Here is a 23,896-nt window from a genome sequence, read left to right as displayed (position 1 = left end):
TTCGTAAAAGTATATAAAATCTACATCTGTACACTTATGAAGAATTCCTCCTGTATCATTTATTTGCCATCTCTCAAGATGTTGTGCCAGCTCTTAGCACTTGAGAGAAGTACAAGTGTCTCTTTCTTTAATCATTTTATTTATACAGTTTTTTCTCTTGTGGCGTGCAAGTGAATAAATTTGATTAATTCAATCTACACAGGACTGAAGTGAGATAACTTTACGCTATTCAGATCTTTCATTTTCAAGTTGTGATACAATAAAATTTTTTCAAGATGTTGACGATTATAGACTCGATGGGGAATAAAGAATTTTGAAATTAGTATGGGGAATTCAGTGAAGCAATTCCAGAATCATTTTAAAAGCATTTTCAACAGTTGCGTGGCGGATAGCATTGCGATTAAGATGAGCAAAGTGCATTTCTTTGTGCAGGGGAGAGTGGTTTTTGTAAGCAACTGCGCAATGCACAAGTCCTACAGGTTTATCAAGACTTGCACCTCCTGGGCCAGCAATTCCTGTTACAGAAACTGCAATGTCAGCTTGTGAATGTTTTAATCCACCCTCAGCCATTGCAAGAGCAACTTCTTTTGAAACGGCACCATAGGTTCTTATAAGTTCAGCACAAACGCCAACAAGGCGTGTTTTGGATTCATTTGAATAAACAACAAATCCACAATCGAGAACATCTGACGATCCTGCTATATTTGTGAGGCATGCAGCAATGAGTCCCCCTGTACAAGACTCTACAGTTGTTAACAGCAAACCTTTTTGGCGAAAGGTATTAAGGACTTCATGTGCGTGTTTTTCACAAAGATATGTCATTGGGGAATTTCTCCTGAATAAAGGACGCTCACTGTTGCAAGAGCAGCAATTCCCTCACCACGACCAATAAATCCAAGCCTTTCATTTGTTGTTGCTTTGATAGAGATTCGATCAGGTGTTATTGCAAGTATTGTTATAAGATTTTCTGTCATGGCATGACGATATGGACTAATTTTAGGATTTTCAGCGATAATTGTGATATCAACATTGGCGATACGACCACCTGCTTGTTTTATAATATCAAGAGCATGACGGAGAAAAATTTCTGATGATACATTTTTCCATTGAGGATCAGAGGGAGGAAAATGTGTACCGATATCTCCAGCACCTTGAGTTGCAAGAAGGGCATCTGTTAATGCATGAAGAGCAACATCCGCATCGGAGTGTCCATTTAATTTTTTATGAAAAGGGATTTTTATACCACATAATATAAGAAAATCACCATCCTCAAAAGAGTGAACATCATAACCATTGCCGGTACGAATATCAGGAAATATTTGCATTTTCTTTTGGAGATATAAATGTGCAGTATTAAAATCTTCATGCCATGTAATTTTTATGTTGTTAGGATCCCCAGGAATGGTACGCATAGGAATTCCAAACCATTCGGCAATTGCAGAATCGTCAGTGAATTCTTGTTTGCAAGCTTGTTTTGCTTGTTTATGGGCCGCTAAGATATGTTCAAAGGGAAAACACTGTGGAGTTTGTGCTCTATAAAGATGGGTACGGGGAATTGTTTCTAAAACATGCTGATTATTTATACGTTTAAGGGTATCAGAGATGGGCAGAACAGGAAGAACACCTTCTTGAGGCGTGATAGTGTTGTGAATGTTATTAAGAAGCTTGTTTTCGATAAAAGGGCGTGCACCATCATGAATATGCACATATTGGGGGGCAAATTTTTTGAGTGCCTGAAGTCCATATAAGGTAGAGATTTGACGTGTATTGCCTCCTTCAACGATAATAAGGCGCTCTTTAAAATCGTCAATAGCTTGTTCACAGATTTGACGATCTTCTGGATGAATAACAAGAATAATTGTTGTGATAGCTGGATGCTGCAAAAAACAATGCACGGTATGATAAATAATTGGCTTTTGTCCTAGAAGCCGATATTGTTTTGGAATTTTATGGGGAGATCCTGCTCTTTCACCCCGTCCAGCGGCTAATATTATTGCTGCAATAGAAATACTTAATCTCCTTGTATTATAATCTTAGTTTGCTTTTTTGTCATTAATTTTAAAATGATTTTGAAAGGATGGTTGTTGTAGATCAGCAAGGGATATCACGGATAACACCTCAAAAAAAGCATTTAATGCTTTTTGAAGTGCGGTATTTAAACCACAAAAATCAAACAAGGGGCAAGTTGGTTCTGCAGTATCGAAACATTCTGCGAGGGAAAAGTTGTCTTCTGTTACTTTCACAACATCAGCGACTGAAATCTCTGCTGCGGGTTTAGCCAATCTAACTCCACCATTGCGTCCACGCACTGTTTGTATAAAACCTGCTTGAACAAGCAGCTGAAGGATTTTAAATAAAAAAAGCTCTGAAACGGCATATGCTTTAGCAATTTCTGGAACACGACTGAGAGTTCCCTGATTATCTGCACAATACATGAGCATTCGAAGAGCATAATTTGTTTGTTTTGTTAATCGCATCTCATTTCCTTCGTAAAGTATCGTCGAACACAGTCTATTTTAAAGATATTTTGCAAAATGTAGAAGTTTTTTCTCGTTGACTATATTTGCCTATTTTAAATGTAGTATTAGTATTGTCAATTTTTGCTACAAAAGGTTATATGAGAATAATGGGATAAGGGTATGTAAGCTCATGACGAATATAACATCTGTGACGAATCTTCAAGACATAGATAAAAATACTTATAACGATGAGTTGTATCGTTTAAGTAAGGTATATATTTTTTTAGGGATTACAATTATTGTATTGGCTTTACTTACGGCCTCTGTTTCATTTATTATTCTTATTGGATTAACTCCTGTTGTTCCCAGTAGAACAGTAACCCTTATTCTTATAGGAATTAATAGTTTTTGGGTTTTAGGGCTTATTGTCATCGTTTTTTATGAGATGATACCGATCATTCGTGCTTGGCGTTCAAGGCGTGCAGGATCGCGTCTTCATGTGCGCCTTATTTCATTGTTTGCACTTGTTGCGACAATGCCAGCTGTTGCTGTAGCTCTTGTATCGGGTCCAGCACTAAATTTGGGACTTGATCGATGGTTTGATACAACAACGCGGCAAATTGTGGGCTCTTCTATTGATTTAGCAAATGCTTATGCAGATGAAATGCTCCAAAATTTAAAAAATTTATCCTACGCGATGGCATTTGCACTTGATAACAAAAAACTCTTAGAACGTAATCCAGCTGAATATAGGATGCAATTGACGCGTCATGCTCTAGGACGCAATTTGCGTGGTGCATTTTTGTTAAGTTCTAGTGGAGCTATTTTTGTATCGAGTGCTCTTGGTGATGAAGATAAACTGCCAATTCCTCCTTCTCATCTTATTGAACGTGCAACCAGTGCGAGACCTTTTTCTTTTCAACCAGGCGTCCATGATTATTTTGGTATTATTTTAAAATTTACCAATATTCCAAACACATTTTTATATTTGGTGCGTGACGTTGATAAAGGTGTTTTATCTGCTTTGCGTTTGACGGAAGTTAATACAGATCGTTATCGTGATTTAAATGAGAATCGCCTGCTGACACAGATTGCATTTGGTATGCTTTATTTGTGTCTTTTTTTTAGTTTATTCTTATCAGCCATTTGGGCTGCTATTGCTGTTGCTGATCGCTTAGTACGTCCTATTCGTCTTCTCATTAGTGCTGCCGATGATGTTGCTTCTGGAAATATGGAAATTTTCGTGCCAGTACGAGCAAAAGATGGAGATATTGGGCAATTATCCAAAACTTTTAATTACATGGTCAGTGAATTGAAAAGTCGGCGTAATGAATTGATTGCAGTGCGTGATCAAATTGATGAAAGACGGCGTTTTTCTGAAGCTGTGTTATCGGGTGTAACAGCGGGAGTAGCAGGTATAGATGATAATGGTGATATCACCATTATCAATCGGTCTATTGAAGCGATGTTTGATATTCGCTCAGAGCGCGTTGTTGGAAAAAGTCTTTTATCTTTAAGCGCTGAAATTTGGCAGGTTTTTCAGTTTGTGCGTTCATTGGATCGTAAAAACCATCGTGAGCAGGTCACTTTAAACGTTGCAGGAAAAGAGCGTGTCTGTAATGTCCAAGTTACGATGGAGGAGGATGATGGACAAGGGCAATCTTGGGTTCTAACAATTGATGATATTACAGATCTTGTTGCAGCGCAACGTACAGCGGCGTGGGCGGATATTGCGCGGCGTATTGCACACGAAATTAAAAATCCTCTTACACCTATTCAGTTATCCGCTGAACGCATTCGTAAACGTTATAACAAAGCTATTACACAAGATAGAGAGGTCTTTGAGCGGTGTATTGACACAATTATTCGGCAGGTTGGAGATATTGGGCGTATGGTTGATGAGTTTTCCTCTTTTGCACGTATGCCCAAACCCAAAATGCATATTTTAGATATACGAGAATTGTTGCGCGAAGCATGTTTCTTGATAGAGGTGACGCGACATGATATTCATTTTGAGCAAGATTTAGGAACTCTACCACTTATGGGTGCATTTGATAACCGTCTCATTGTACAGGCTTTTTGCAATGTTATCAAAAACGCGAGCGAATCCATAGATTCAGTTATGCGAGAGGAAAATATTCACGGTCATATTCTTATCCGTTCTTATCGTCAGGGAGAATGGGTGGTTGTGGATGTTGTTGATAACGGGAAAGGACTTCCTAAAGAGCAAAGACAAAAGTTATTAGAACCCTATATAACAACGCGGGAAAAAGGAACAGGGCTGGGGTTAGCTATTGTGCGCAAAGTTATTGAAGATCACGGTGGTTTCATGGAGCTTCATGATGCACCGGAGAGTTTTTATGAAGGTCGTGGTGCGATGATCCGTTTGATATTTCCAGCGGATGGGGGTAAGCAGGGTAATATTATACAAGCCATAAATCATAAGATAGGGGAATAGTATGGTATCAGATATCTTGATTGTTGATGATGAAGCAGATATTCGTGAGCTTGTTGCTGGTATTTTAGATGATGAAGGTTATGAAACGCGTGTTGCTTGTAACTCTGATGAAGCATTGGCTCAAATTAGTGAGCGTATTCCAAAGCTCATTTTTTTGGATATTTGGCTACAGGGTAGTCGTCTCGATGGTTTAGCACTGCTTGATGAAATTAAAACACAATATCCGGCTCTTCCGGTTGTTATGATCTCTGGTCATGGTAATATTGAGACGGCTGTTTCCGCTATAAAGCGAGGGGCATATGATTTCATTGAAAAACCTTTTAAAGCTGATAGACTTGTATTGGTTGCAGAGAGAACACTTGAAAATTCAAATTTAAAACGTGAGCTTTTAGAATTGCGAAAGCGTTCGAACGAGACATTAGAGTTGCTCGGAAAATCGACAGTTATAAAAAATTTGCGTCAAATCATAGAAAAAGTAGCACCAACCAATAGTCGCATCATGATAACAGGTCCTTCAGGGGCAGGAAAAGAGACTGTTGCACGAGCTATTCATGCGCTCTCAACGCGTTCGAATGGGCCATTTGTTACAATAAATGCTGCAACGATTACTCCGGAAAGAATGGAAATAGAGCTGTTTGGCAGCGAAATGGAGGGAAGAGAGCGTAAAATTGGTGCCTTAGAGGAAGCTCATGGCGGTATCTTATATCTTGATGAAATTGCTGACATGCCGCGTGAGACTCAAGGGAAGATTCTTCGGGTTTTAACGGGGCAAACATTTGAGAGAATTGGCGGCACAAAACGTGTTAAGGTGGATGTCCGTATCATTTCTTCGACAGCGCAAAATCTTGAAAACCTCATTTCTGATGGGCGCTTTAGGGAGGATCTTTTTCACCGTCTTTCCGTTGTTCCTATTGTTGTTCCGCCCCTTTCAGCGCGTCGTGAAGATATTCCAGAACTTGTACATCATTTTGTAAAAACAATATCACAGCAGGTTGGGATTAAACCGCGTGCAATCAGTGATGATGTGATTGCTATTTTGCAAACGCACGCTTGGCCGGGTAATGTGCGGCAATTACGTAATAATATTGAGCGTCTTCTTATTCTTGTGCGGGATGGTGATGGTCCTATAACAGCGGACTTTCTTCCCAGTGAAGTAAGTGATTCTTTGCCACGTCTTCAAATGGATTCAGATGAAAGTATAATGGATTTGCCGTTACGTGAAGCTCGAGAATTATTTGAAAAGAGATATTTAGTGGCGCAGATTGGGCGTTTGGGTGGAAATATATCACGTACTGCTGAATTTATAGGCATGGAGCGTTCAGCTTTGCACCGTAAACTTAAAGCGCTTGGAGTTTCTTAAAGCGATGCGTATTATTATTTGTGGAGCAGGACAGGTTGGTTATGGGATAGCAGAGCGTCTTGCTGCTGAAAATCACGATGTTACTGTTATTGATATTGAAACGAGATTAATTGAAAAGATTCGCGATACATTGGATGTGAGAGGTTTTGTTGGTCACGGTTCACGGCCTGAAGTTCTTTTGGCTGCAGATGCAGACAAAGCTGATATGTTGATTGCTGTCACTTTGTTTGATGAAGTTAATATGGTAGCTTGCCAAGTAGCACATTCATTATTTAATGTGCCCACAAAAATTGCTCGTATTCGCTCACAATCTTATTTAGAACCACGTTATAAGACGCTTTTTTCCAGAGAGAATATTCCCATTGATGTGGTTATTTCGCCAGAAGTTGAAGTTGGGGAAATGGTTTTGCGCCGTATTGCTTTACCTGGTGCAATAGATGTTCTTTATTTTTGTAATGATGATATTGTGGCACTAGCTTTGGAATGCATGGAAGATTGTCCCGTTATTAATACACCTTTGCGTCAATTAACAGAGCTTTTTCCAGATCTTCATACGACGGTTACTGCTATTAAACGTGGCGCGGAATTATTGGTTGCACATTCAGAAACGCAACTACGCGTTGGTGATATAACCTATCTTGTTGTTTCTCGTGAACAGATGCGTCGTGCTGTTGGGCTTTTTGGTCATAAAGAACAAGATGCCCACCGCATGATTATTGCAGGGGGTGGTCACATTGGCCTTTATGTTGCACAGGCTATTGAAAAGCGTTTTCATAAATTAAAATTGAAGATTATAGAAGCGCATAGAGAAAGAGCCCTCACAATTGCTGATCAGCTTGAAAAAACAACAGTTTTATACGGTAACGTGTTAGATCCAGTGATTCTTCAAGATGCGGGAATTGATCAGTCCGATTTAATGATTACATTGACCAATCAAGATCAGGTTAATCTCTTAAGCGCTATTATTGCTAAAAGATTGGGCTGCAAAGCCAATATGGTATTGATTAATAATGTTGCCTATCAAGAATTTAGTCGTGCTGTTGGTGTGGATGCATATCTTAATCCCCATAGTGTTACAATATCGAGAATTTTGCAACAAATGCGCCGTGGGCGTATTCGTTCTGTTCATTCAGTTTTTAATGGCCGAGCAGAAATTATTGAAGCTGAAGTGATGCAAACATCTTCATTGGTTGGTAAGTCATTATCAGAGCTCAATTTATCAGATGGTTTGAGAATTGGTGCAATTTATCGCAATAAGACAATAATACAGCTTTCGGCAGATACGCGTATTTTGTCTGGTGATAGAATAGTGATTTTTGCTCTTGCTGATAGGGTTCGTGATGTTGAACAACTCTTTCGCGTAAGTTTAGAATATTTTTGATGTATTATCTATGGATATTTGTACTTTTTGGTATAGTGGACAATTAAGATTGGTAGATAGGCTTTGTTTGTCTTCAATGGTTAAAACTGGACAGCGCGTTAAGCTTTTTAGTTATGATAAAAAAATAGATAATCTCCCTGCTGGTGTTGAGCTGTATGAAGCCGAATCAATTTTACCACGCTCAGCAATTTATCGCCTTGATCCCGATTTTTCTGATGATAAACTAGGGTGTACAATTGTTCAGTTCTCGGATTTTTTTCGTGTTATGCTGATGAAATATCAACAAGGTGTTTGGTTAGATACAGATGTTTACCTTGTTAAACAATTTCATCCAGATGCGGATAAGGTTTGGTTGGCAAGAGAAAATAATACAAGAGTAGGCGTTTCTGCACTTTATTTTCCGCCCAATAACCCTATTATAAAAATATTTGAGGATTATTGGGCAGGTGCAGAAATTATTCCTCATTGGCTTGGGTTTAAGCGTCGTGTTTGGAGACCGTTCTGGTTAAAGAGGAAAAACATGCCGATTTTACCGGGAAATCTTGGCGTTACAATATTTGGCAATGATGGTATTTCACGATTAGCAAAACGATATGGTTTTTTTCATGAAGCAAAGGAAAAGGAAACTTTTTATTATTGGACTGGGCGAAAAACTGAACGTATTTTTGAACCAGCTTTTGGCGTAAAGCCGCTTACAGATTCACGCTTGATAGGTTTTCATATTCACAGAAAGACAAAGACTACGAAAAGACCTCAGGAAGGAAGTTTTTACCATTGGGCGGTATCTCGCATTCCGGATGTTCATCATTTGTTTAGGTAGAGTTATTATTGCTATTTTAATGATTAGGATTTTAATCTATCTTAAACAGCTCTTGATTGTAGCTTGCACAAGAGAGTAATGTTAGCCTATGGATAAAAACATTGAATGTGTAAAGAGCGGTTGTTATATGAACGGAAAGTAAAAAATATGAGTGATCCAATGAAAACAGCATTAAGTCTTGTTCCTATGGTTATTGAACAAACTAATCGTGGTGAACGGGCCTATGATATTTTTTCCCGTCTTTTAAAGGAGCGGATTATTTTTATTAATGGTCCTGTTGAAGATGGTATGGCAATGCTTGTTTGTGCACAATTGCTTTTCTTGGAAGCGGAAAATCCTAAAAAAGAAATTAGTCTTTATATTAATTCTCCAGGCGGTGTTGTGACATCTGGTATGGCTATTTATGATACTATGCAGTTTATTCGCCCTCCTGTTTCTACGCTTTGCATGGGGCAAGCGGCATCTATGGGGTCTTTATTATTAACGGCTGGAGCAAAAGGTCATCGTTTTACATTGCCAAACGCACGTATTATGGTGCATCAACCATCTGGTGGTTTTCAAGGTCAAGCTTCAGATATTGAGCGACATGCGCAAGATATTATAAAGATGAAACGGCGTTTAAATGAAATTTATGTTCAACATACGAGTCAAGATTATGAGGTTATAGAGAGAACTCTCGATCGCGATCATTTTATGACAGCAGAAGAAGCCAAAGCGTTTGGCTTAGTTGATGATGTTATACAATACCGTGCAGAAACTGAAAAAGAAGAAAAAGATTAAGAGTTTTTATAGAAAAAACAGCTACTTTAAATCAAAGAGTTTTATAAAAAATATCGCAAAATAAGAGAAACACCTAAAAGTATTGAGACATGCATGGTTTTCTATATGTCTTTTAGTTTTCATGATGAAAAGCTTCCTTGAAAAGGCGAAGTATTCATATATCGTGGTGAAAGGAAAGAAAAATGAGCAAAATTAGCAATAGCGGGAACGAATCAAAAAATACTCTCTATTGCTCGTTCTGCGGCAAGAGTCAGCATGAGGTGCGTAAGCTCATTGCGGGGCCTACTGTATTTATCTGTGATGAATGTGTAGAGCTTTGCATGGATATTATTCGGGAAGAAAATAAGTCTTCTGGGGTTAAGGTGCGTGATGGTGTTCCTACGCCACAGGAAATTATAACAGTTCTTGATGACTATGTTATTGGTCAGCAGCATGCAAAGCGTGTTCTTTCTGTTGCTGTTCATAATCATTATAAACGGTTGGCGCATCAGTCTAAAAGCAATGATATTGAGTTGGCTAAATCAAATATTCTTCTTGTTGGTCCAACGGGTTGTGGTAAAACTTATCTTGCACAAACATTAGCACGTATTATTGATGTGCCTTTTACGATGGCGGATGCGACCACTTTGACTGAAGCAGGTTATGTGGGGGAAGATGTTGAAAATATTATTCTTAAGCTCCTTCAAGCAGCAGATTATAATGTTGAACGTGCACAGCGTGGTATTGTTTATATCGATGAGGTTGATAAGATTTCTCGTAAAGCAGACAATCCTTCTATTACAAGAGATGTTTCGGGGGAAGGAGTTCAGCAAGCATTATTAAAAATTATGGAAGGAACGATTGCTTCTGTTCCTCCTCAAGGTGGACGTAAGCATCCGCAACAAGAGTTTCTTCAGGTTGACACCACAAACATCTTATTCATTTGTGGGGGAGCTTTTGCAGGTTTAGAACGGATCATTTCAGGGCGTGGTGAAAAAACTTCTATTGGTTTTTCTGCGACTGTTAAGGCTCCGGATGAGCGTTGTGTCGGTGAAATTTTTCGTGATTTAGAGCCTGAAGATCTTATTAAATTTGGTTTAATACCAGAATTTATTGGGCGGCTTCCTATAGTCGCTACCTTAGAGGATTTAGATGTTAACGCCCTCATGCAAATTTTATCACAACCTAAAAATGCGTTAGTAAAGCAATATCAGCGTCTTTTTGAAATGGAGAATGTCGAGTTAGCATTTCATGAAGATGCTTTACGTGTTATTGCAAAGAAAGCAATTGAACGTAAAACTGGTGCTCGTGGTTTACGTTCAATTATGGAGAAGATCCTTCTTGAGACGATGTTTGAGCTACCGGCTCTTGAAGGCGTTCAAAAAGTGGTTATTTCGAGTGATGTCGTTGATGGGAAAGCGCGTCCTCTTTATATTTACTCAGAACGTGCAGAAGATAAAGAAAATGTATCAGCATGACATTGTGCTATGCACAATATAAAAGGTGGTAATGAATGGTATTTGATGGGTGTTTCTAATAATATCATTATAATGCTTGATTTATCTATGAGTAATTACCACTTCATGTACAGTGAAGAGCTGAGGTTTTCTAAAGGTGGGCTGATTGTTGTAGATAGCTCATAGGCTCCAGAAAGGAGAGTTATGCAATATATTGATGAAAAGATAGATGAAGTAAGAGATGGGGTTTATGCTGTTTTACCTCTTCGTGATATTGTTGTCTTCCCCCATATGATTGTTCCACTTTTTGTGGGCCGCGAAAAATCAATTCGTGCTCTTGAAGAAACGATGGCGGTTGATAAGCAAATACTATTGGTGACACAAAAAAATGCTTCTGATGACGATCCAAAATCAGAGGATATTTATCATATTGGTACATTTGCTAATATTCTTCAACTTTTAAAGCTTCCTGATGGTACTGTAAAGGTTTTGGTTGAAGGAACTGCACGTGCAAAAATTAGTCAATTTGCTTTAAGTGAAGGTTATCATCAGGCTTTTGCAACTGTTACAGAAGAACCTAGAGAGAGTGATGTTGAGATTGAAGCTCTTTCAAGGTCAGTGATTACTTATTTTGAAAACTATGTAAAGCTTAATAAAAAAATCTCTCCTGAAGTTGTGAATGCGATTGGCCAGCTTGATAATCCTTCTAAGCTTGCCGATACGATTGCTTCTCATTTGATGATTAAACTTGCAGAAAAACAGGAAATATTAGAGCTCTTACCTGTGCGGGCCCGTCTTGAACGTGTTTTGTCCTTCATGGAAGGAGAAATTTCTGTTTTGCAGGTTGAAAAACGTATTCGTTCGCATGTTAAAAGGCAAATGGAAAAAAACCAACGAGAATATTATCTCAATGAGCAGATGAAGGCTATCCAAAAAGAGTTAGGAGCAGGTGATGATAGCCGAGATGAACTCTCTGAATTAGAAGAGCGTATCAAGAATACAAAACTATCCAAGGAAGCGCAGGAAAAAGCTGGAGCAGAATTGAGGAAATTACGGAATATGTCTCCGATGTCTGCAGAAGCGACAGTTGTACGTAACTATCTTGATTGGTTATTAGCAATGCCTTGGGGTAAAAAATCTAAGATTAAAAACAATTTAGATTTTGCTGAAAAGGTCATGAATAATGAACATTTTGGTCTTGAAAAAGTTAAGGAGCGAATTATTGAATATTTGGCCGTACAAAGTCGCGCGTCAAAGATAAAAGGTCCCATTATTTGTTTGTTAGGTCCTCCAGGTGTAGGGAAAACATCATTAGCGCGCTCTATTGCAAAGGCAACGGGACGTGAGTATGTTCGTATCTCATTGGGAGGTGTCCGAGATGAAGCAGAAATTCGTGGACATCGCCGAACATATATTGGCTCGATGCCTGGAAAAATTATCCAGTCTATGAAAAAAGCAAAAAAATCTAATCCGCTTTTCTTGCTTGATGAAATTGATAAAATGGGCCAAGATTTTCGTGGCGATCCTTCATCCGCTTTATTAGAAGTTCTTGATCCTGAACAAAATGGTACATTCATTGATCACTATTTGGAAGTTGAATATGATCTTTCTGATGTCATGTTTATCACAACTGCCAATACGCTTAATATTCCAGGTCCGTTAATGGATCGTATGGAAATTATTCGTATCGCTGGTTATACTGAATGTGAGAAAATGGAAATTGTTAAACAGCATCTTTTACCAAAGGCACTAAAAGATCACTGTTTGTCTAAAAAAGAACTCAGTATTTCTGATGGAGCACTAAGGTCAATTATTCAGTTTTATACACGTGAGGCAGGCGTTCGTAACCTTGAACGTGAACTCATGAAAATTTCCCGCAAATCCGTTACAAAAATTCTCAAAACACATCAAAAATCTGTAAAAGTTACAGAAAGTAATATTCATGATTTCTTGGGTGTTAAACGTTATCATTACAATCAGATTGAAGGAGAAAATCAAGTTGGTGTTGTAACAGGTCTTGCGTGGACAGAAGTCGGTGGAGAGTTATTGACCATTGAAGGAGTTATGATGCCCGGCAAAGGGAAGATGACTGTAACTGGAAATTTACGTGATATTATGAAAGAGTCCATTTCAGCGGCAGCATCTTATGTACGTTCTCGTGCTGTTGATTTTGGTATTGAACCTCCACTTTTTGAAAAACGCGATATCCATGTTCATGTTCCAGAGGGTGCGACACCAAAAGATGGCCCATCGGCTGGGATTGCAATGGTGACAGCAATTGTTTCGGTCCTTACAGGAGTAGCTGTGCATAAAGATATTGCAATGACTGGTGAAATTACTTTACGTGGACGCGTTTTACCCATTGGTGGATTAAAAGAAAAACTCTTAGCAGCTCTTCGAGGAGGGATAAAAAAAGTACTTATTCCTGAAGAAAATGCAAAAGATTTGGTTGATATTCCTGATGATGTCAAAAATAATATGGAAATTATTCCGGTAAATCATGTGAGTGAAGTTTTGAAACACGCTTTGGTTCGTTTTCCAGACACTATTGAATGGAAAGAACCCTCTACAGGTGCTGTGCCAATCCGGTCAGAGAGCAGTGATAGTGAAGGAATACAGATTGCGCACTGATTCACTTATCTCATTTATAACGGCATTTTTTAGGTGGTAGAAGGTGTTGTTGAGGTTATTATTCTGTTTTTTGTTGGAAAAAGTGAAAAATTCCGTGAATAACTGTGATTATTGCTAAAAAAACAATGTTTTGGATAAAAATAAGACTTCTGTTTGCTGTACTTTTCAATAAACTGACCAATAACATGATTAAGTCATGTTCAGGTAATATAGGGAAAGGAAATATTTTATGAATAAAAGTGAATTCGTTAGCTCCGTTGCTGAAAAGGCAGGTGTTTCGAAAGCGCAAGCTGGTGCTGTTGTTGATGCTTTTATGGCTTCTGTAACAGAAGCTTTGGCTTCAGGGGGGGATGTTCGTCTTCCAGGTTTTGGCACTTTTGAAGTTTCTCATCGTGCTGCAACAAAGGGGCGTAATCCTTCAACTGGTGCTGAAATCGATATTCCAGCACGTTCTGTACCCAAATTTTCTGCAGGAAAAAGCCTTAAAGAAGCAGTTAATAAAAAATAATTTAAGCTACATTAAAAAAACCCGATTTATTTATAAGCGGGTTTTTTTAACACATGTGTTATGCTTGTTTTTCACATAAAACTTTGAGATCCTTGCGATATTTTTTATTTTCATGTATTGCTGGAAATATATTGTTTTTAGTCATTTTCAATGAAATATTGCACTGTATTAATTGAGCGCGGGTATGGCTTATAAAATGTAATTATTAACTTTTATTACGCTGAAGTGTTACGGTATTTATTTCAAAACAAGATCCGTAAATAACATGAGGCGGAAAACTCTGTAAAGTCCATAAAAGTTATTATATATCACCATTTACGCTTAATAAAAGTGCATGTTGGTGCCGCCTTGCTATCTATTTTCTCAGTTCCTATAATGTTGCGACTAGCCCCAGATATCTGAGACGAGTGCATAAGGGATAGTTTTATTCTTTTACTCTTATACGCCAACCTTTCTTGTGACGCACCAAGAGGATAATTTTATTGATTTATTATAAGATCCTGAAATAAAAAAATCTTTTGATATTCAGATTTGGTTTTTAATATTGGGATTTTTCTTGGCATTTGAGAGGGGAGAGATAGCTCCAGCTCTATCCTACAAATATTTTTTCCATATCTTTATTTCACTTGTGATATGCAAGCGAGTATTTTTCCTTCATCATACAAGCGTTAAAATGAGAGAACATCACAAATTTTGAGGGAGGAAGTTAAAAAACAGAAAAATTACTCTTATAAAATAATATACATTACGTAATATAAAAACTATTAATAAAGATAGTATAGTATTACTTGTTTATTTCCATTTATTTATTTTGATTATTCATAATATATTTATATAATTATTTTGTTTTTAGTCATTAAATCATATTAAATTATTGATAGTGGTAAAGTTTTTTTATAGCCAAAAGTTATTTTACAGCATCTACATAATTGAATAAATGATGAAACGTAGGGTAGTATTTATTGATTGGGGGAGACAGTCTTTAAAAGGCTTTAGAATGATTTTTTCACGAGAGTTATAAAGATCTATTCAGTAGGAGAGAGGCGAATCGTGTGTTTTTTATAAACAGGAGCTCTTTGATTCTTTATTTGCTAACCACTGAGTACAATCATTGAGAGCTCTCGCTGTTATGGCTTGTTTTTTTACTAATTTTTTTTCTTTACTTGGTAAGCGTTTTCCTGAATGTTTAATAGAAGCAATAGGCGGAAAGAGTCCGAAATTGATATTCATTGGCTGAAAAGATTGTGTTTCTGCTTTTTCATCTATGATGTGTCCCCCCGTAATATGATTCAAAAGGGCTCCGAATGCTGTAGTTTGTGGGGGTAGGCAAGGGGAAATATGATGATATTCGGCAGCAGCAAAACGTCCAGCAAGAAGCCCTATTGCCGCTGATTCTACATAACCTTCACATCCGGTAATTTGCCCTGCAAAGCGTAGTTGTTTTTTTTGTTTTAAACGAAGGGTTTGATCAAGAATAATTGGCGAGTTGAGGTAGGTATTGCGGTGAAGACCACCAAGACGCGCAAACTCTGCTTTTTCAAGACCGGGAATCATTCTAAAAATGCGAATTTGTTCACCATATTTCAATTTTGTCTGAAAGCCGACCATATTATAAAGCGTTCCAAGTTTATTATCTTGGCGTAATTGAACGACAGCATAGGGTTTAACTGTAGGGTTATGGGCATTAGTTAAGCCCATAGGTTTCATAGGACCATGTCTTAACGTTTCAAGTCCGCGCTCAGCCATAATTTCAATGGGGAGGCATCCATCAAAATAGGGCGTTTTTTCAAAGTCACGAAACTCTGTTTTTTCAGCATTTTTTAACGCTTCAACGAATGTTTCATATTGTTCTTTGTTGAGGGGACAATTAAGATAGTCTTTTCCTGTTCCCTCAGGACCAATTTTATCATAGCGAGACTGATACCAACAAATGTTGATATCAATACTGTCGGTATGGATAATAGGTGCAATTGCATCAAAAAAAGAAAGAGCTTTTATACCGGTTATTGCTTGTAATTTTTGAGCAAGTGCAGGCGATGTAAGGGGGCCTGTTGCAATGACAACATGTTTCCAAGCTTTAGGAATTTCTTGAACTTCTTCACGTTTGATTGTTATAAGAGGGTGGTTTTCAAGTGCTGTCGTAACGGTTTTTGAAAATCCATCACGGTCAACAGCAAGAGCACTACCTGCGGGAACTTTGTTGGTATCAGCAGCTTTCATAATTAACGATTTTGCTAATCGCATTTCAGCATGTAAAAGCCCTACGGCATTTGTTAATGAATCATCGCAACGAAACGAATTTGAACAAACCAGTTCTGCCAATTTATCGGTTTTATGGGCATCTGATTTTTTTTCGGGTCGCATTTCATGCAAAACAACAGAAATTCCTGACTGAGCGATTTGCCAGCTTGCTTCACACCCCGCAAGACCGCCACCGATGATATGAATTGGGATATCAAATGTCTTTAACATAATTGACTTTTAGCGTAAGCAGTTATGTATGAAAAGCATAGATTTTGTTTTTTTTAATATATTTGTTTGCTTTTTTTCTGTAATTAATGGTATAGAAACGCCGCTTGTATAAGGTTATTAGCTTGTAAGTTTGAGCGGATGTGGCGAAATTGGTAGACGCACCAGATTTAGGTTCTGGCGGGAGACCGTGGGGGTTCGAGTCCCTCCATCCGCACCAAAGCAATCCCTTAAGTGCTACGGATTTCTACGTGTCTGAAATTCCGCTTCATGGTAAATGTAACACTCGAAGTGTTAGAATGTAATGATTATTAGAGTGGGTTGATCCCTCTCCTTAGAAAAATGAAGGTGTTTAATGCAGGTTACCGAGACGCTTAATGAAGGACTGAAGCGCGAAATTAAGATCGTGGTTCCAGCGAAAGATTTAGAAGAAAAGTTGAATGAACGATTGGATGATACCAAGGGAAAAATCAAGCTTAATGGTTTTCGTCCCGGTAAAGTGCCTAGTGGGCATTTGCGAAAAATGTATGGTAAATCCTTTATGGCGGAGATTCTCAATGAGATACTCAGTGATGCACCCCGTTCTATTTTAGCGGACCGCAATGAACGTGCAGCGATGCAGCCAAAAATTGATATAGATGAAGATGAAAAAATTCTAGATGGCAAAGCTGATTTTACTTTTAGTTTAAAGTATGAAGTTTTACCAAAAATTGACATTAAAGATTTTGAACATATTACGGTTATCCGTGAAATTGCAATTATTCCTGAACAGGATATTGATGATCAAGTCAATCGCGTCCTTTCTTCTACGCGTAATTATTCTCTAAAAGAGGGGAATTCTGAAGAAGGTGATCGCATTACCATAGATTATCAAGGTAAGCTTGAAGGCGTTCCATTTGAAGGTGGGGCAGATAGTGATGCACAACTGATTCTTGGGTCAAAACAATTTATTCCTGGTTTTGAAGAGCAATTGGTTGGTGTGAAAGCTGGGGATGTAAAAACGATTTTTGTTAAATTTCCTGATAATTACAGTGCGGCACATTTGGCGGGACGGGAAGCAGAGTTTGACATTACTGTCAAAGCTGTCTTTAAACCAGATGAATTAAAAATTGATGATGAAGCAGCGCAAAAAGTTGGTTTAGAGTCTCTAGATCGCTTACGTGAGGTCGTTCGTGGGCAGATTGAAAGCCAATATGGTTCAGTGACACGTCAAAAAGTTAAGCGTCAAATTCTTGATGCTTTAGATGCTGATTATAATTTTGAGATTCCTGAAGAACTTTTAGAGGTTGAGTTTAACAATATATGGGCTCAGGTTAATGATGATTTGAAAAAGGCTGGGCGCAGTTTTGAAGATGAAGGTATTACAGAAGAAAAGGCACGTGAGGAATATCGTGTCCTTGCGCAGCGTCGTGTTCGTCTTGGTTTGGTGCTTTCTGAAATTGGAATGAAGGTTGGTGTTAAAGTTAGTGAGGATGAGCTAAAAGCAGCAGTTTTTGATCAGGTTCGCCAATATCCAGGACAAGAGAAAGAGATTATGGATTTTTTCCGTAAGACTCCGGAAGCTGTTGAAAATCTACGTGCTCCGATTTTTGAAGAAAAGGTCATTGATCATTTATTAGCACAGATAAAAGTCACAGATAAAGAAGTGACGGTTGAAGAGTTGATGAAAGAATATGACGAATTAGATGTCCCTGAAGAAAAGCCGGCAAAGAAAAAGTCTGCAGTGAAAGAAACGTCTACAGAGAAAAAACCAGCTAAGAAAAAGGCTCCTAAAAAAGCTTAATATTTATGCAAACAACACAAGCCCGATAAAATCGGGCTTGTGTTGTAAGATTTATATCCTAGGATTGCACTGAGAGAATGGTTTTAGATAAGCCATGAGTGAATTTTAAAATATTGGTAGTGGATTGGCAATGAGCATCATTGATACGCGTACTCCTGATTCTAAGCGTTTTATTTCTGGAGTTACAGGTGATTGGGAAGTCATCATTGGCATGGAAGTTCATGCGCAAATCATATCAAATTCGAAACTTTTTTCAGGAGCATCAACCAAATTTGGTGCAGAGCCGAACAATCATGTATCACTTATTGATGCAGCCATGCCAGGTATGTTGCCTGTTCTTAATCAAGAATGTGTTCGTCAAGCGGTTCGAACGGGGTTAGGATTAAAGGCGCATATTAATTTAAAATCTGTTTTTGATCGCAAAAACTATTTTTATCCAGATTTACCGCAGGGGTATCAGATTTCTCAATTTCGCTATCCCATTGTAGGAGAGGGAAAGATTATTATATCTGTTGGTCCAGATTCAAATGGCCAATTTGAGGATATTGAAGTGGGAATTGAGAGGTTGCACCTTGAACAGGATGCTGGAAAATCGATGCACGATCAACATCCAACGATGTCTTTTGTAGATCTTAATCGTTCTGGTGTTGCTCTTATGGAAATTGTTTCCAAGCCTGATATGCGCTCATCAGATGAAGCTAAAGCCTATATGACAAAATTGCGTACGATTGTTCGTTATTTGGGCACTTGCGATGGCAATATGGATGAAGGTTCTATGCGTGCAGATGTCAATGTATCTGTTCGTCGTCCTGGTGAAGGTTTTGGAACGCGCTGTGAAATTAAAAACGTTAATTCTATTCGCTTTATTGGTCAAGCAATTGAATATGAAGCGCGTCGTCAGATCGCAATTTTAGAAGATGGAGGCGTCATAGATCAAGAGACTCGGCTTTTTGATGCCGCTAAAGGTGAAACGCGCTCTATGCGCTCAAAGGAAGAAGCGCATGACTATCGTTATTTTCCTGATCCTGATCTTTTACCATTAGAATTTGATCAAGCATTTGTGGATGCTTTGGCAGCGGACTTACCAGAATTGCCTGACGCTATAAAAGCACGTTTTGTTAAGGAAATGGGATTGACAGTGTATGATGCTTCCATTCTTGTGACAGAAAAGGCTATTGCTGATTATTTTGAAGAAGTAGCACGTGGGCGTGATGGAAAAATAGTTGCCAATTGGGTGATTAACGACCTTTTAGGGGCTTTAAATAAAGATAATCGTGAGATTGAAGAGTCACCAGTATCGCCAAATCAATTGGGAAGCATTATTGATCTTATAAAAGAAGGAGTTATTTCTGGAAAAATTGCCAAAGATCTTTTTGAGATTATTTGGAATGAGGGGGGAGATGCACGCCAAATTGTAGAAGAACGAAATATGAAGCAGGTAACGGATACAAAGGCTATTGAAAGAGCTGTTGATGAGATCGTTGCCAATAATTCTGATAAAGTTGCGCAAGCAAAGCACAAACCTGCTTTAGCTGGTTGGTTTGTTGGACAGGTAATGAAAGTAACAGGTGGTAAGGCAAATCCCCAAGCTGTTAATGAATTGGTTAAGATGAAACTTGGCATAGATTAAATTTTATGGGGTGGAGAAGAAGCCATACATATGATATCTTCTTGAAATTAAAGGATAGCACGTTAACCTATCAATTGGAATTGTAGTTGAATTTACTAGTAACTTTTTCGATAATTTCAATCGTTAATAATTTTATTCCAACGATTAATTTCATGAGCGCACTAAATGAATGGAATAGCAGATGGTTCGTTTTTTTAAGCAAATCTTCACATGGTGGAATGGCAATACCATTGGTACGCGTTTTTTCACATGGCGCAAAGGTAAGCGGATAGGGGAAGATCAATTTGGAAATATATATTATGAAGGAGGACTTCATAAGGATGGTTATCCGCACCGTTGGGTTATCTATAAAGACTATTCTGAGGCCTCTACTATTCCACCAGGTTGGCATGGCTGGATTCATCATCGCTGTGAGTGTCCACCAACACAAGAGGATTATCATCCTTATGAATGGGAAAAGCCTCATGTTGCAAATATGACAGGAACAAGTGAGGGCTATCGACCAAAGGGAGCTATAACCTCCAATGGAGAGCGTTCTTGTGTGCATGAAGATTATGATGCGTGGTCACCTAAAAAATAACATGTTTTAATGTGCGTGTGTATTTTTGTCTTATTTGACTCTATGTTATGAAAAGAATTATTTTTTAAGGTGCGATTGATTTTGATATGATGAGATTTTTTTTATTGTTAGGGGCGAGGCATTTTTTTTATATTTTTTTTATGGAAATTTTAGTGTTTTTATCCTTAAATAATGGGGTGCGGGCTGAGCGTATTAGCAATGGAATTGCTGTTTTTGCAGGTCTTGACAAAATCACGGGACGGACCACACGTTTTGAAGTTACTCTTGGTAAAATTTATCAGTACGGCGCATTACAGGTAACACCACGTGCGTGTTATACGAGCTCTAAAGATGAACCCACGCGTACAACTGGTTTTGTTGAAGTCAATGAAGTAACATTAGATAAAAAAATACGGCGTATTTTTACAGGATGGATGTTTGCAGATAGTCCTGGTTTGAACGCTGTTGAGCATCCTATTTATGATGTGTGGTTAAAGGATTGCAAGCAGAATTCTCAAGATCGTTCTCTTCAATAATTAGTGTGTTATCTATTTATAATACATTGATTTATAATGGTCCTTTATCATTTTACAACTTAATAGCAAATTCCTATGATTACCTCATTTAATTTTTTTTATATTGAATAATCCAAATTATTCTCTTGCGCGTTACAAGTGTCGGATGTGTCAATAAGACTGTCTAAAAAAGGAATAAAAAATTCCGTCATGAACTGTTTAAATTCAAAGATGCATTATTAGAATCAACATATTTTTTCAGTGTTTCATAAGAGACAGTTCTTGAATTATATCTGTTAAAGGTTGAAATGAAAGGCTTGTTTATATTTGTTAAAGAGATGAACTGACGCTTTTGCATGTATGAGGGAAACAGATTATCAAGTAAGTAATTCATCATGAAACACTAATTATTATATCTAGAGAACACTGTATTGGTATTTTTCTCATAGAGATGTCGTTTTTCGTTCAAAGCATAGAAGCAATGCAGGCCATATTAATGGAAAAATTGAGATTTAAGATTCTTTAAAGTTTATCAATCGAAGTATAGCTTGGTTAAAAAATGCAATAATCAATATATTTCTAGTAAGAAAATAATGTTTATATATTTTTATTATACACCACCTCATAAGTGAGTTTGTCTATTCGTAAGTTCTTGTATATTGCATGGTAACTTCACATTTAAGTAAGTAGGATACCACTAAGTTTGTAAATCATATTCTTGATATCCATGCTTTTTAAAATCTTTTGTATAAAATACACGTGTTTTCATATAGAGCTATTGAAAATTTAAAAAGGGGCTTCGAAGAGGCGTTGAAAAGATTCTGCATCACTGGGAATGGTATATTTATTTTGTATAAAAGAATAACCCATTTTCTAAAAAATACGAGATTTTATACAATGAAAGTTTCTAGTCACCAACATAATGATGTTTCCCGATTGCCAAAACAACCTAAAGAACCCTTATTGAATGTTCCATTTATTATAGTTGTTTTGATAGCATTTTGTTTTTGTCTTTATTGCATTTCTCAGTATTTTTTTTCTCATCATGTTTATGTTGAAAGTCTTGAGCTTTTTTCATTTATACCAGCATTGTTTAAGAGGGATCCTGTAGCATTTTGTTATACCATGGTGAGTTATTCATTTATGCATAGTAGTTTTAAACATGTTGCTCTTAATATGGTTTGGCTTTTGGTTTTCGGCTCTCCTTTAGCAAGGCATTTTGGTGTTTTACGTTTTTTAATTTTTTGGGTGTTAACGGCAGTTATTTCTGTTTTGACTTATTTTACATTTCATCAAGAAAGTACCATATCACTTATTGGGGCGTCAGGTGCCGTATCTGGAATGATGGGTGCTATTGCACGTTACGGTTTTCCTAGTGGTAATCTAGCTGTCAATGCGCAGAACGAAAAACTTTTAGGACCTTTATTATCTGTCAAAAAAGCTCTGTGTTCTAAGGGGGTTCTTGTTTATATGAGTGTATGGCTGACGACTGATTTGATCATAGGTATTTCTTCTATTTTGTTTGAAGAAAATGGCATCTCAATAGCATGGGAAGCTCATATTGGCGGGTTTTTTGCGGGTTTTTTGTTGGTTGGTTTTTTTGATGTTTCACAAAAAATTAAAAACTAGAATCTAAGATATTGATGTGCCACATAAAGAGCTATTGTTGCTGCATTTGAAACATTTAATGATTTAATATTTCCAGGCATGTCAAGGCGTGTTAAAGCGCAAACGGTTTCGCGTGTTTTTTTACGTAAACCTTTACCTTCTGCTCCTAAAACAAGAGCAATTTTATTCCCTGTTAATGCTGTTTCTAGAGGTTGGTCACCTTCTGAATCGAGACCAAAGCTTGTAAAACCTGTTTGATGAAGTTCTTGAAGAGCTTCAGCAAGGTTTCGTACGGTAATATAATGAATCATCTCCAGAGCTCCAGATGCCGCTTTCGCAAGAACACCGCTTTCGTGGGGAGAGTGACGGCAAGTTGTAATAAGTGCTTTAGCTTTCAATGCAACTGCAGAGCGCATAATAGCGCCAACATTATGTGGATCGGTAATTTGATCCATGACAATGACCAGATCAGTATTGGTTAGTTCCGACAGTTTGCATGGTTTGAGGGGGAGAGTTTCCAAAACAATACCTTGATGAACAGCCTCACTTCCAACGAGCGAATCAAGATATTTGGGGGTGCATAATATAACAGAGCAAGGATAATCTGATTCGGATATATTTAATCGTTTTAAGGCATTTTGTGTAACGTAAAGACATTTTAAAATTCTTTTTGGGTTTTCTAAAGCAGCCTGAACAGAATGAATGCCATAAAGATGGATGATCTCTTGCTGTAAAGAAGCAGCTTTCTTCTTTGGGTGTGTAAAAGATCGAGAAGGAGAGCCTTTTGTATCGCGATATCGGCGACGCAAACGAGCATAATGAGAATTTTGTGATGTTTTTTCTTTCATAGCTTCTTTATAACGTGTTAATAAGAAAAATAGAGAGAAAAAATCTATGATTTAAAATTATGAGCAGGAAATTTGTACAGAATTGTATTTATTCTGTTGACAGATACAATAGTAATCGTCATAACCACTTCGCAATCAGATTGAATTGAATGGGTATTCAAGATGGTTGTCGTGATGTCTCATTGCGCGACTTTATCGGTGTAATGGAGGGGTGCCCGAGTGGTTAAAGGGGGCGGACTGTAAATCCGTTGCGTATGCTACGTTGGTTCGAATCCAACCCCCTCCACCATTCATCGAAGGAGAGTTAGTACGTGGGTCATGCGGGTATAGCTCAATGGTAGAGCAGCAGCCTTCCAAGCTGAATATGCGGGTTCGATTCCCGCTACCCGCTCCAAGTGGTTGTTGGTGATTGGGCAAATAGGTATGATGGAGGATATTCCATTTATAGATTTGGTGGGGTTTTCCGTCTAAGAGTTGTGGTGATTGGGCTGTTTACAGTCTGGTCAGACTTAAGTTTTGCAGAATTGTCCCTAGGTGCTAATAAAAATAGGGAATAAAACAAGAGATTAATAGCAATGGCGAAGAGCAAGTTTGAACGAACAAAACCGCATGTTAATATTGGTACGATTGGTCACGTTGATCATGGGAAGA

Annotated in this window: 18 protein-coding genes, 3 tRNA genes and 1 pseudogene; 17 read left to right on the top strand and 5 right to left on the bottom strand. The window is 37.8% G+C overall.

Annotated features, from left to right (window positions below; translation table 11 throughout):
- Nucleotides 1–333 precede the first annotated feature (333 nt).
- Genes ACFINI_RS01500 through rirA form a run of 3 tightly spaced genes read right to left on the bottom strand, consistent with a single transcriptional unit; the run spans nucleotide 334 to nucleotide 2,477 of the window.
- Nucleotides 334–822, bottom strand: coding sequence for a CinA family protein (locus ACFINI_RS01500; RefSeq protein ID WP_375611275.1), 489 nt, complete (start codon nucleotides 820–822; stop codon nucleotides 334–336).
- On the bottom strand, nucleotides 819–2,009 hold the full coding sequence (locus ACFINI_RS01495; protein ID WP_375630206.1) for a bifunctional 2-C-methyl-D-erythritol 4-phosphate cytidylyltransferase/2-C-methyl-D-erythritol 2,4-cyclodiphosphate synthase: 1,191 nt from the start codon (nucleotides 2,007–2,009) through the stop codon (nucleotides 819–821). Before ACFINI_RS01495 ends, ACFINI_RS01500 begins: the two co-directional genes overlap by 4 nt.
- Nucleotides 2,010–2,033: 24 nt before the next feature.
- Nucleotides 2,034–2,477, bottom strand: a complete 444-nt coding sequence (gene rirA, locus ACFINI_RS01490; protein WP_375611276.1) for an iron-responsive transcriptional regulator RirA — start codon at nucleotides 2,475–2,477, stop codon at nucleotides 2,034–2,036.
- Between the two features lie 172 nt (nucleotides 2,478–2,649).
- Here rirA and ACFINI_RS01485 point away from each other — a divergent pair, with 172 nt between their 5' ends.
- From ACFINI_RS01485 to ACFINI_RS01450, 8 genes are all read left to right on the top strand, one after another.
- Nucleotides 2,650–4,917: an ATP-binding protein gene (locus ACFINI_RS01485; RefSeq protein WP_375630198.1), complete on the top strand. Its 2,268-nt coding sequence runs from the start codon at nucleotides 2,650–2,652 to the stop codon at nucleotides 4,915–4,917.
- A gap of 1 nt (nucleotide 4,918) precedes the next feature.
- Nucleotides 4,919–6,277 carry a sigma-54-dependent transcriptional regulator gene (locus ACFINI_RS01480; RefSeq protein ID WP_375611278.1) on the top strand — a complete coding sequence of 453 codons (1,359 nt, stop codon included), beginning with the start codon at nucleotides 4,919–4,921 and terminating at the stop codon, nucleotides 6,275–6,277.
- A 4-nt stretch (nucleotides 6,278–6,281) separates the two neighbouring features.
- Nucleotides 6,282–7,658: a Trk system potassium transporter TrkA gene (gene trkA / locus ACFINI_RS01475; protein WP_375611279.1), complete on the top strand. Its 1,377-nt coding sequence runs from the start codon at nucleotides 6,282–6,284 to the stop codon at nucleotides 7,656–7,658.
- Nucleotides 7,659–7,668: 10 nt separating this feature from the next.
- Nucleotides 7,669–8,478: a hypothetical protein gene (locus tag ACFINI_RS01470; protein ID WP_375611280.1), complete on the top strand. Its 810-nt coding sequence runs from the start codon at nucleotides 7,669–7,671 to the stop codon at nucleotides 8,476–8,478.
- Nucleotides 8,479–8,625: 147 nt separating this feature from the next.
- Nucleotides 8,626–9,258 carry an ATP-dependent Clp endopeptidase proteolytic subunit ClpP gene (gene clpP, locus ACFINI_RS01465; protein WP_375611281.1) on the top strand — a complete coding sequence of 211 codons (633 nt, stop codon included), beginning with the start codon at nucleotides 8,626–8,628 and terminating at the stop codon, nucleotides 9,256–9,258.
- Between the two features lie 182 nt (nucleotides 9,259–9,440).
- Nucleotides 9,441–10,715 carry an ATP-dependent Clp protease ATP-binding subunit ClpX gene (gene clpX / locus ACFINI_RS01460; RefSeq protein ID WP_273723371.1) on the top strand — a complete coding sequence of 425 codons (1,275 nt, stop codon included), beginning with the start codon at nucleotides 9,441–9,443 and terminating at the stop codon, nucleotides 10,713–10,715.
- A 183-nt stretch (nucleotides 10,716–10,898) separates the two neighbouring features.
- Nucleotides 10,899–13,325, top strand: coding sequence for an endopeptidase La (lon, locus tag ACFINI_RS01455; RefSeq protein ID WP_375645458.1), 2,427 nt, complete (start codon nucleotides 10,899–10,901; stop codon nucleotides 13,323–13,325).
- Nucleotides 13,326–13,554: 229 nt separating this feature from the next.
- The gene (locus ACFINI_RS01450; RefSeq protein ID WP_375611283.1) at nucleotides 13,555–13,833 is read left to right on the top strand and encodes an HU family DNA-binding protein; all 279 of its coding nucleotides are present in this window, start codon (nucleotides 13,555–13,557) and stop codon (nucleotides 13,831–13,833) included.
- A gap of 1,059 nt (nucleotides 13,834–14,892) precedes the next feature.
- Here ACFINI_RS01450 and trmFO read toward each other — a convergent pair.
- Nucleotides 14,893–16,305 carry a methylenetetrahydrofolate--tRNA-(uracil(54)-C(5))-methyltransferase (FADH(2)-oxidizing) TrmFO gene (gene trmFO / locus ACFINI_RS01445; RefSeq protein WP_375645457.1) on the bottom strand — a complete coding sequence of 471 codons (1,413 nt, stop codon included), beginning with the start codon at nucleotides 16,303–16,305 and terminating at the stop codon, nucleotides 14,893–14,895.
- Nucleotides 16,306–16,439: 134 nt separating this feature from the next.
- Between trmFO and ACFINI_RS01440 the strand changes: the two genes are divergently transcribed.
- From ACFINI_RS01440 to ACFINI_RS01415, 6 genes are all read left to right on the top strand, one after another.
- A tRNA-Leu gene (locus tag ACFINI_RS01440) sits at nucleotides 16,440–16,522 on the top strand.
- Nucleotides 16,523–16,657: 135 nt separating this feature from the next.
- Nucleotides 16,658–18,085: a trigger factor gene (gene tig, locus ACFINI_RS01435; protein WP_375620772.1), complete on the top strand. Its 1,428-nt coding sequence runs from the start codon at nucleotides 16,658–16,660 to the stop codon at nucleotides 18,083–18,085.
- A gap of 130 nt (nucleotides 18,086–18,215) precedes the next feature.
- Nucleotides 18,216–19,715 (top strand): Asp-tRNA(Asn)/Glu-tRNA(Gln) amidotransferase subunit GatB, encoded by a 1,500-nt coding sequence (gene gatB, locus ACFINI_RS01430; RefSeq protein WP_375620773.1) that lies wholly within the window; start codon nucleotides 18,216–18,218, stop codon nucleotides 19,713–19,715.
- Between the two features lie 181 nt (nucleotides 19,716–19,896).
- Nucleotides 19,897–20,295 carry an NADH:ubiquinone oxidoreductase subunit NDUFA12 gene (locus ACFINI_RS01425; RefSeq protein WP_375620774.1) on the top strand — a complete coding sequence of 133 codons (399 nt, stop codon included), beginning with the start codon at nucleotides 19,897–19,899 and terminating at the stop codon, nucleotides 20,293–20,295.
- Between the two features lie 89 nt (nucleotides 20,296–20,384).
- Nucleotides 20,385–20,810 carry a DUF2155 domain-containing protein gene (locus tag ACFINI_RS01420; protein ID WP_375620815.1) on the top strand — a complete coding sequence of 142 codons (426 nt, stop codon included), beginning with the start codon at nucleotides 20,385–20,387 and terminating at the stop codon, nucleotides 20,808–20,810.
- Between the two features lie 876 nt (nucleotides 20,811–21,686).
- On the top strand, nucleotides 21,687–22,418 hold the full coding sequence (locus tag ACFINI_RS01415) for a rhomboid family intramembrane serine protease (protein WP_375620775.1): 732 nt from the start codon (nucleotides 21,687–21,689) through the stop codon (nucleotides 22,416–22,418).
- Here the strand turns inward: ACFINI_RS01415 and ACFINI_RS01410 are convergent.
- On the bottom strand, nucleotides 22,415–23,245 hold the full coding sequence (locus ACFINI_RS01410) for a TrmH family RNA methyltransferase (RefSeq protein WP_375620776.1): 831 nt from the start codon (nucleotides 23,243–23,245) through the stop codon (nucleotides 22,415–22,417). The two genes, ACFINI_RS01415 and ACFINI_RS01410, sit on opposite strands and share 4 nt — an antisense overlap.
- A 205-nt stretch (nucleotides 23,246–23,450) precedes the next feature.
- On the opposite strand from ACFINI_RS01410, the gene ACFINI_RS01405 reads away from it, so the two are divergent.
- From ACFINI_RS01405 to ACFINI_RS01395, 3 genes and pseudogenes are all read left to right on the top strand, one after another.
- Nucleotides 23,451–23,534, top strand: a tRNA-Tyr gene (locus ACFINI_RS01405).
- A gap of 31 nt (nucleotides 23,535–23,565) precedes the next feature.
- Nucleotides 23,566–23,639: transfer RNA gene (locus tag ACFINI_RS01400), tRNA-Gly, on the top strand.
- A gap of 181 nt (nucleotides 23,640–23,820) precedes the next feature.
- Nucleotides 23,821–23,896 (top strand): annotated as a pseudogene (locus tag ACFINI_RS01395) (elongation factor Tu); the annotation flags it as partial.

The organism is Bartonella sp. AA56HLJMS, from assembly GCF_042197145.1.
GTDB lineage: Bacteria > Pseudomonadota > Alphaproteobacteria > Rhizobiales > Rhizobiaceae > Bartonella.
Note: the sequence above shows the minus strand (reverse complement) of the source record. Positions and strands in the feature narration are given on the sequence as shown.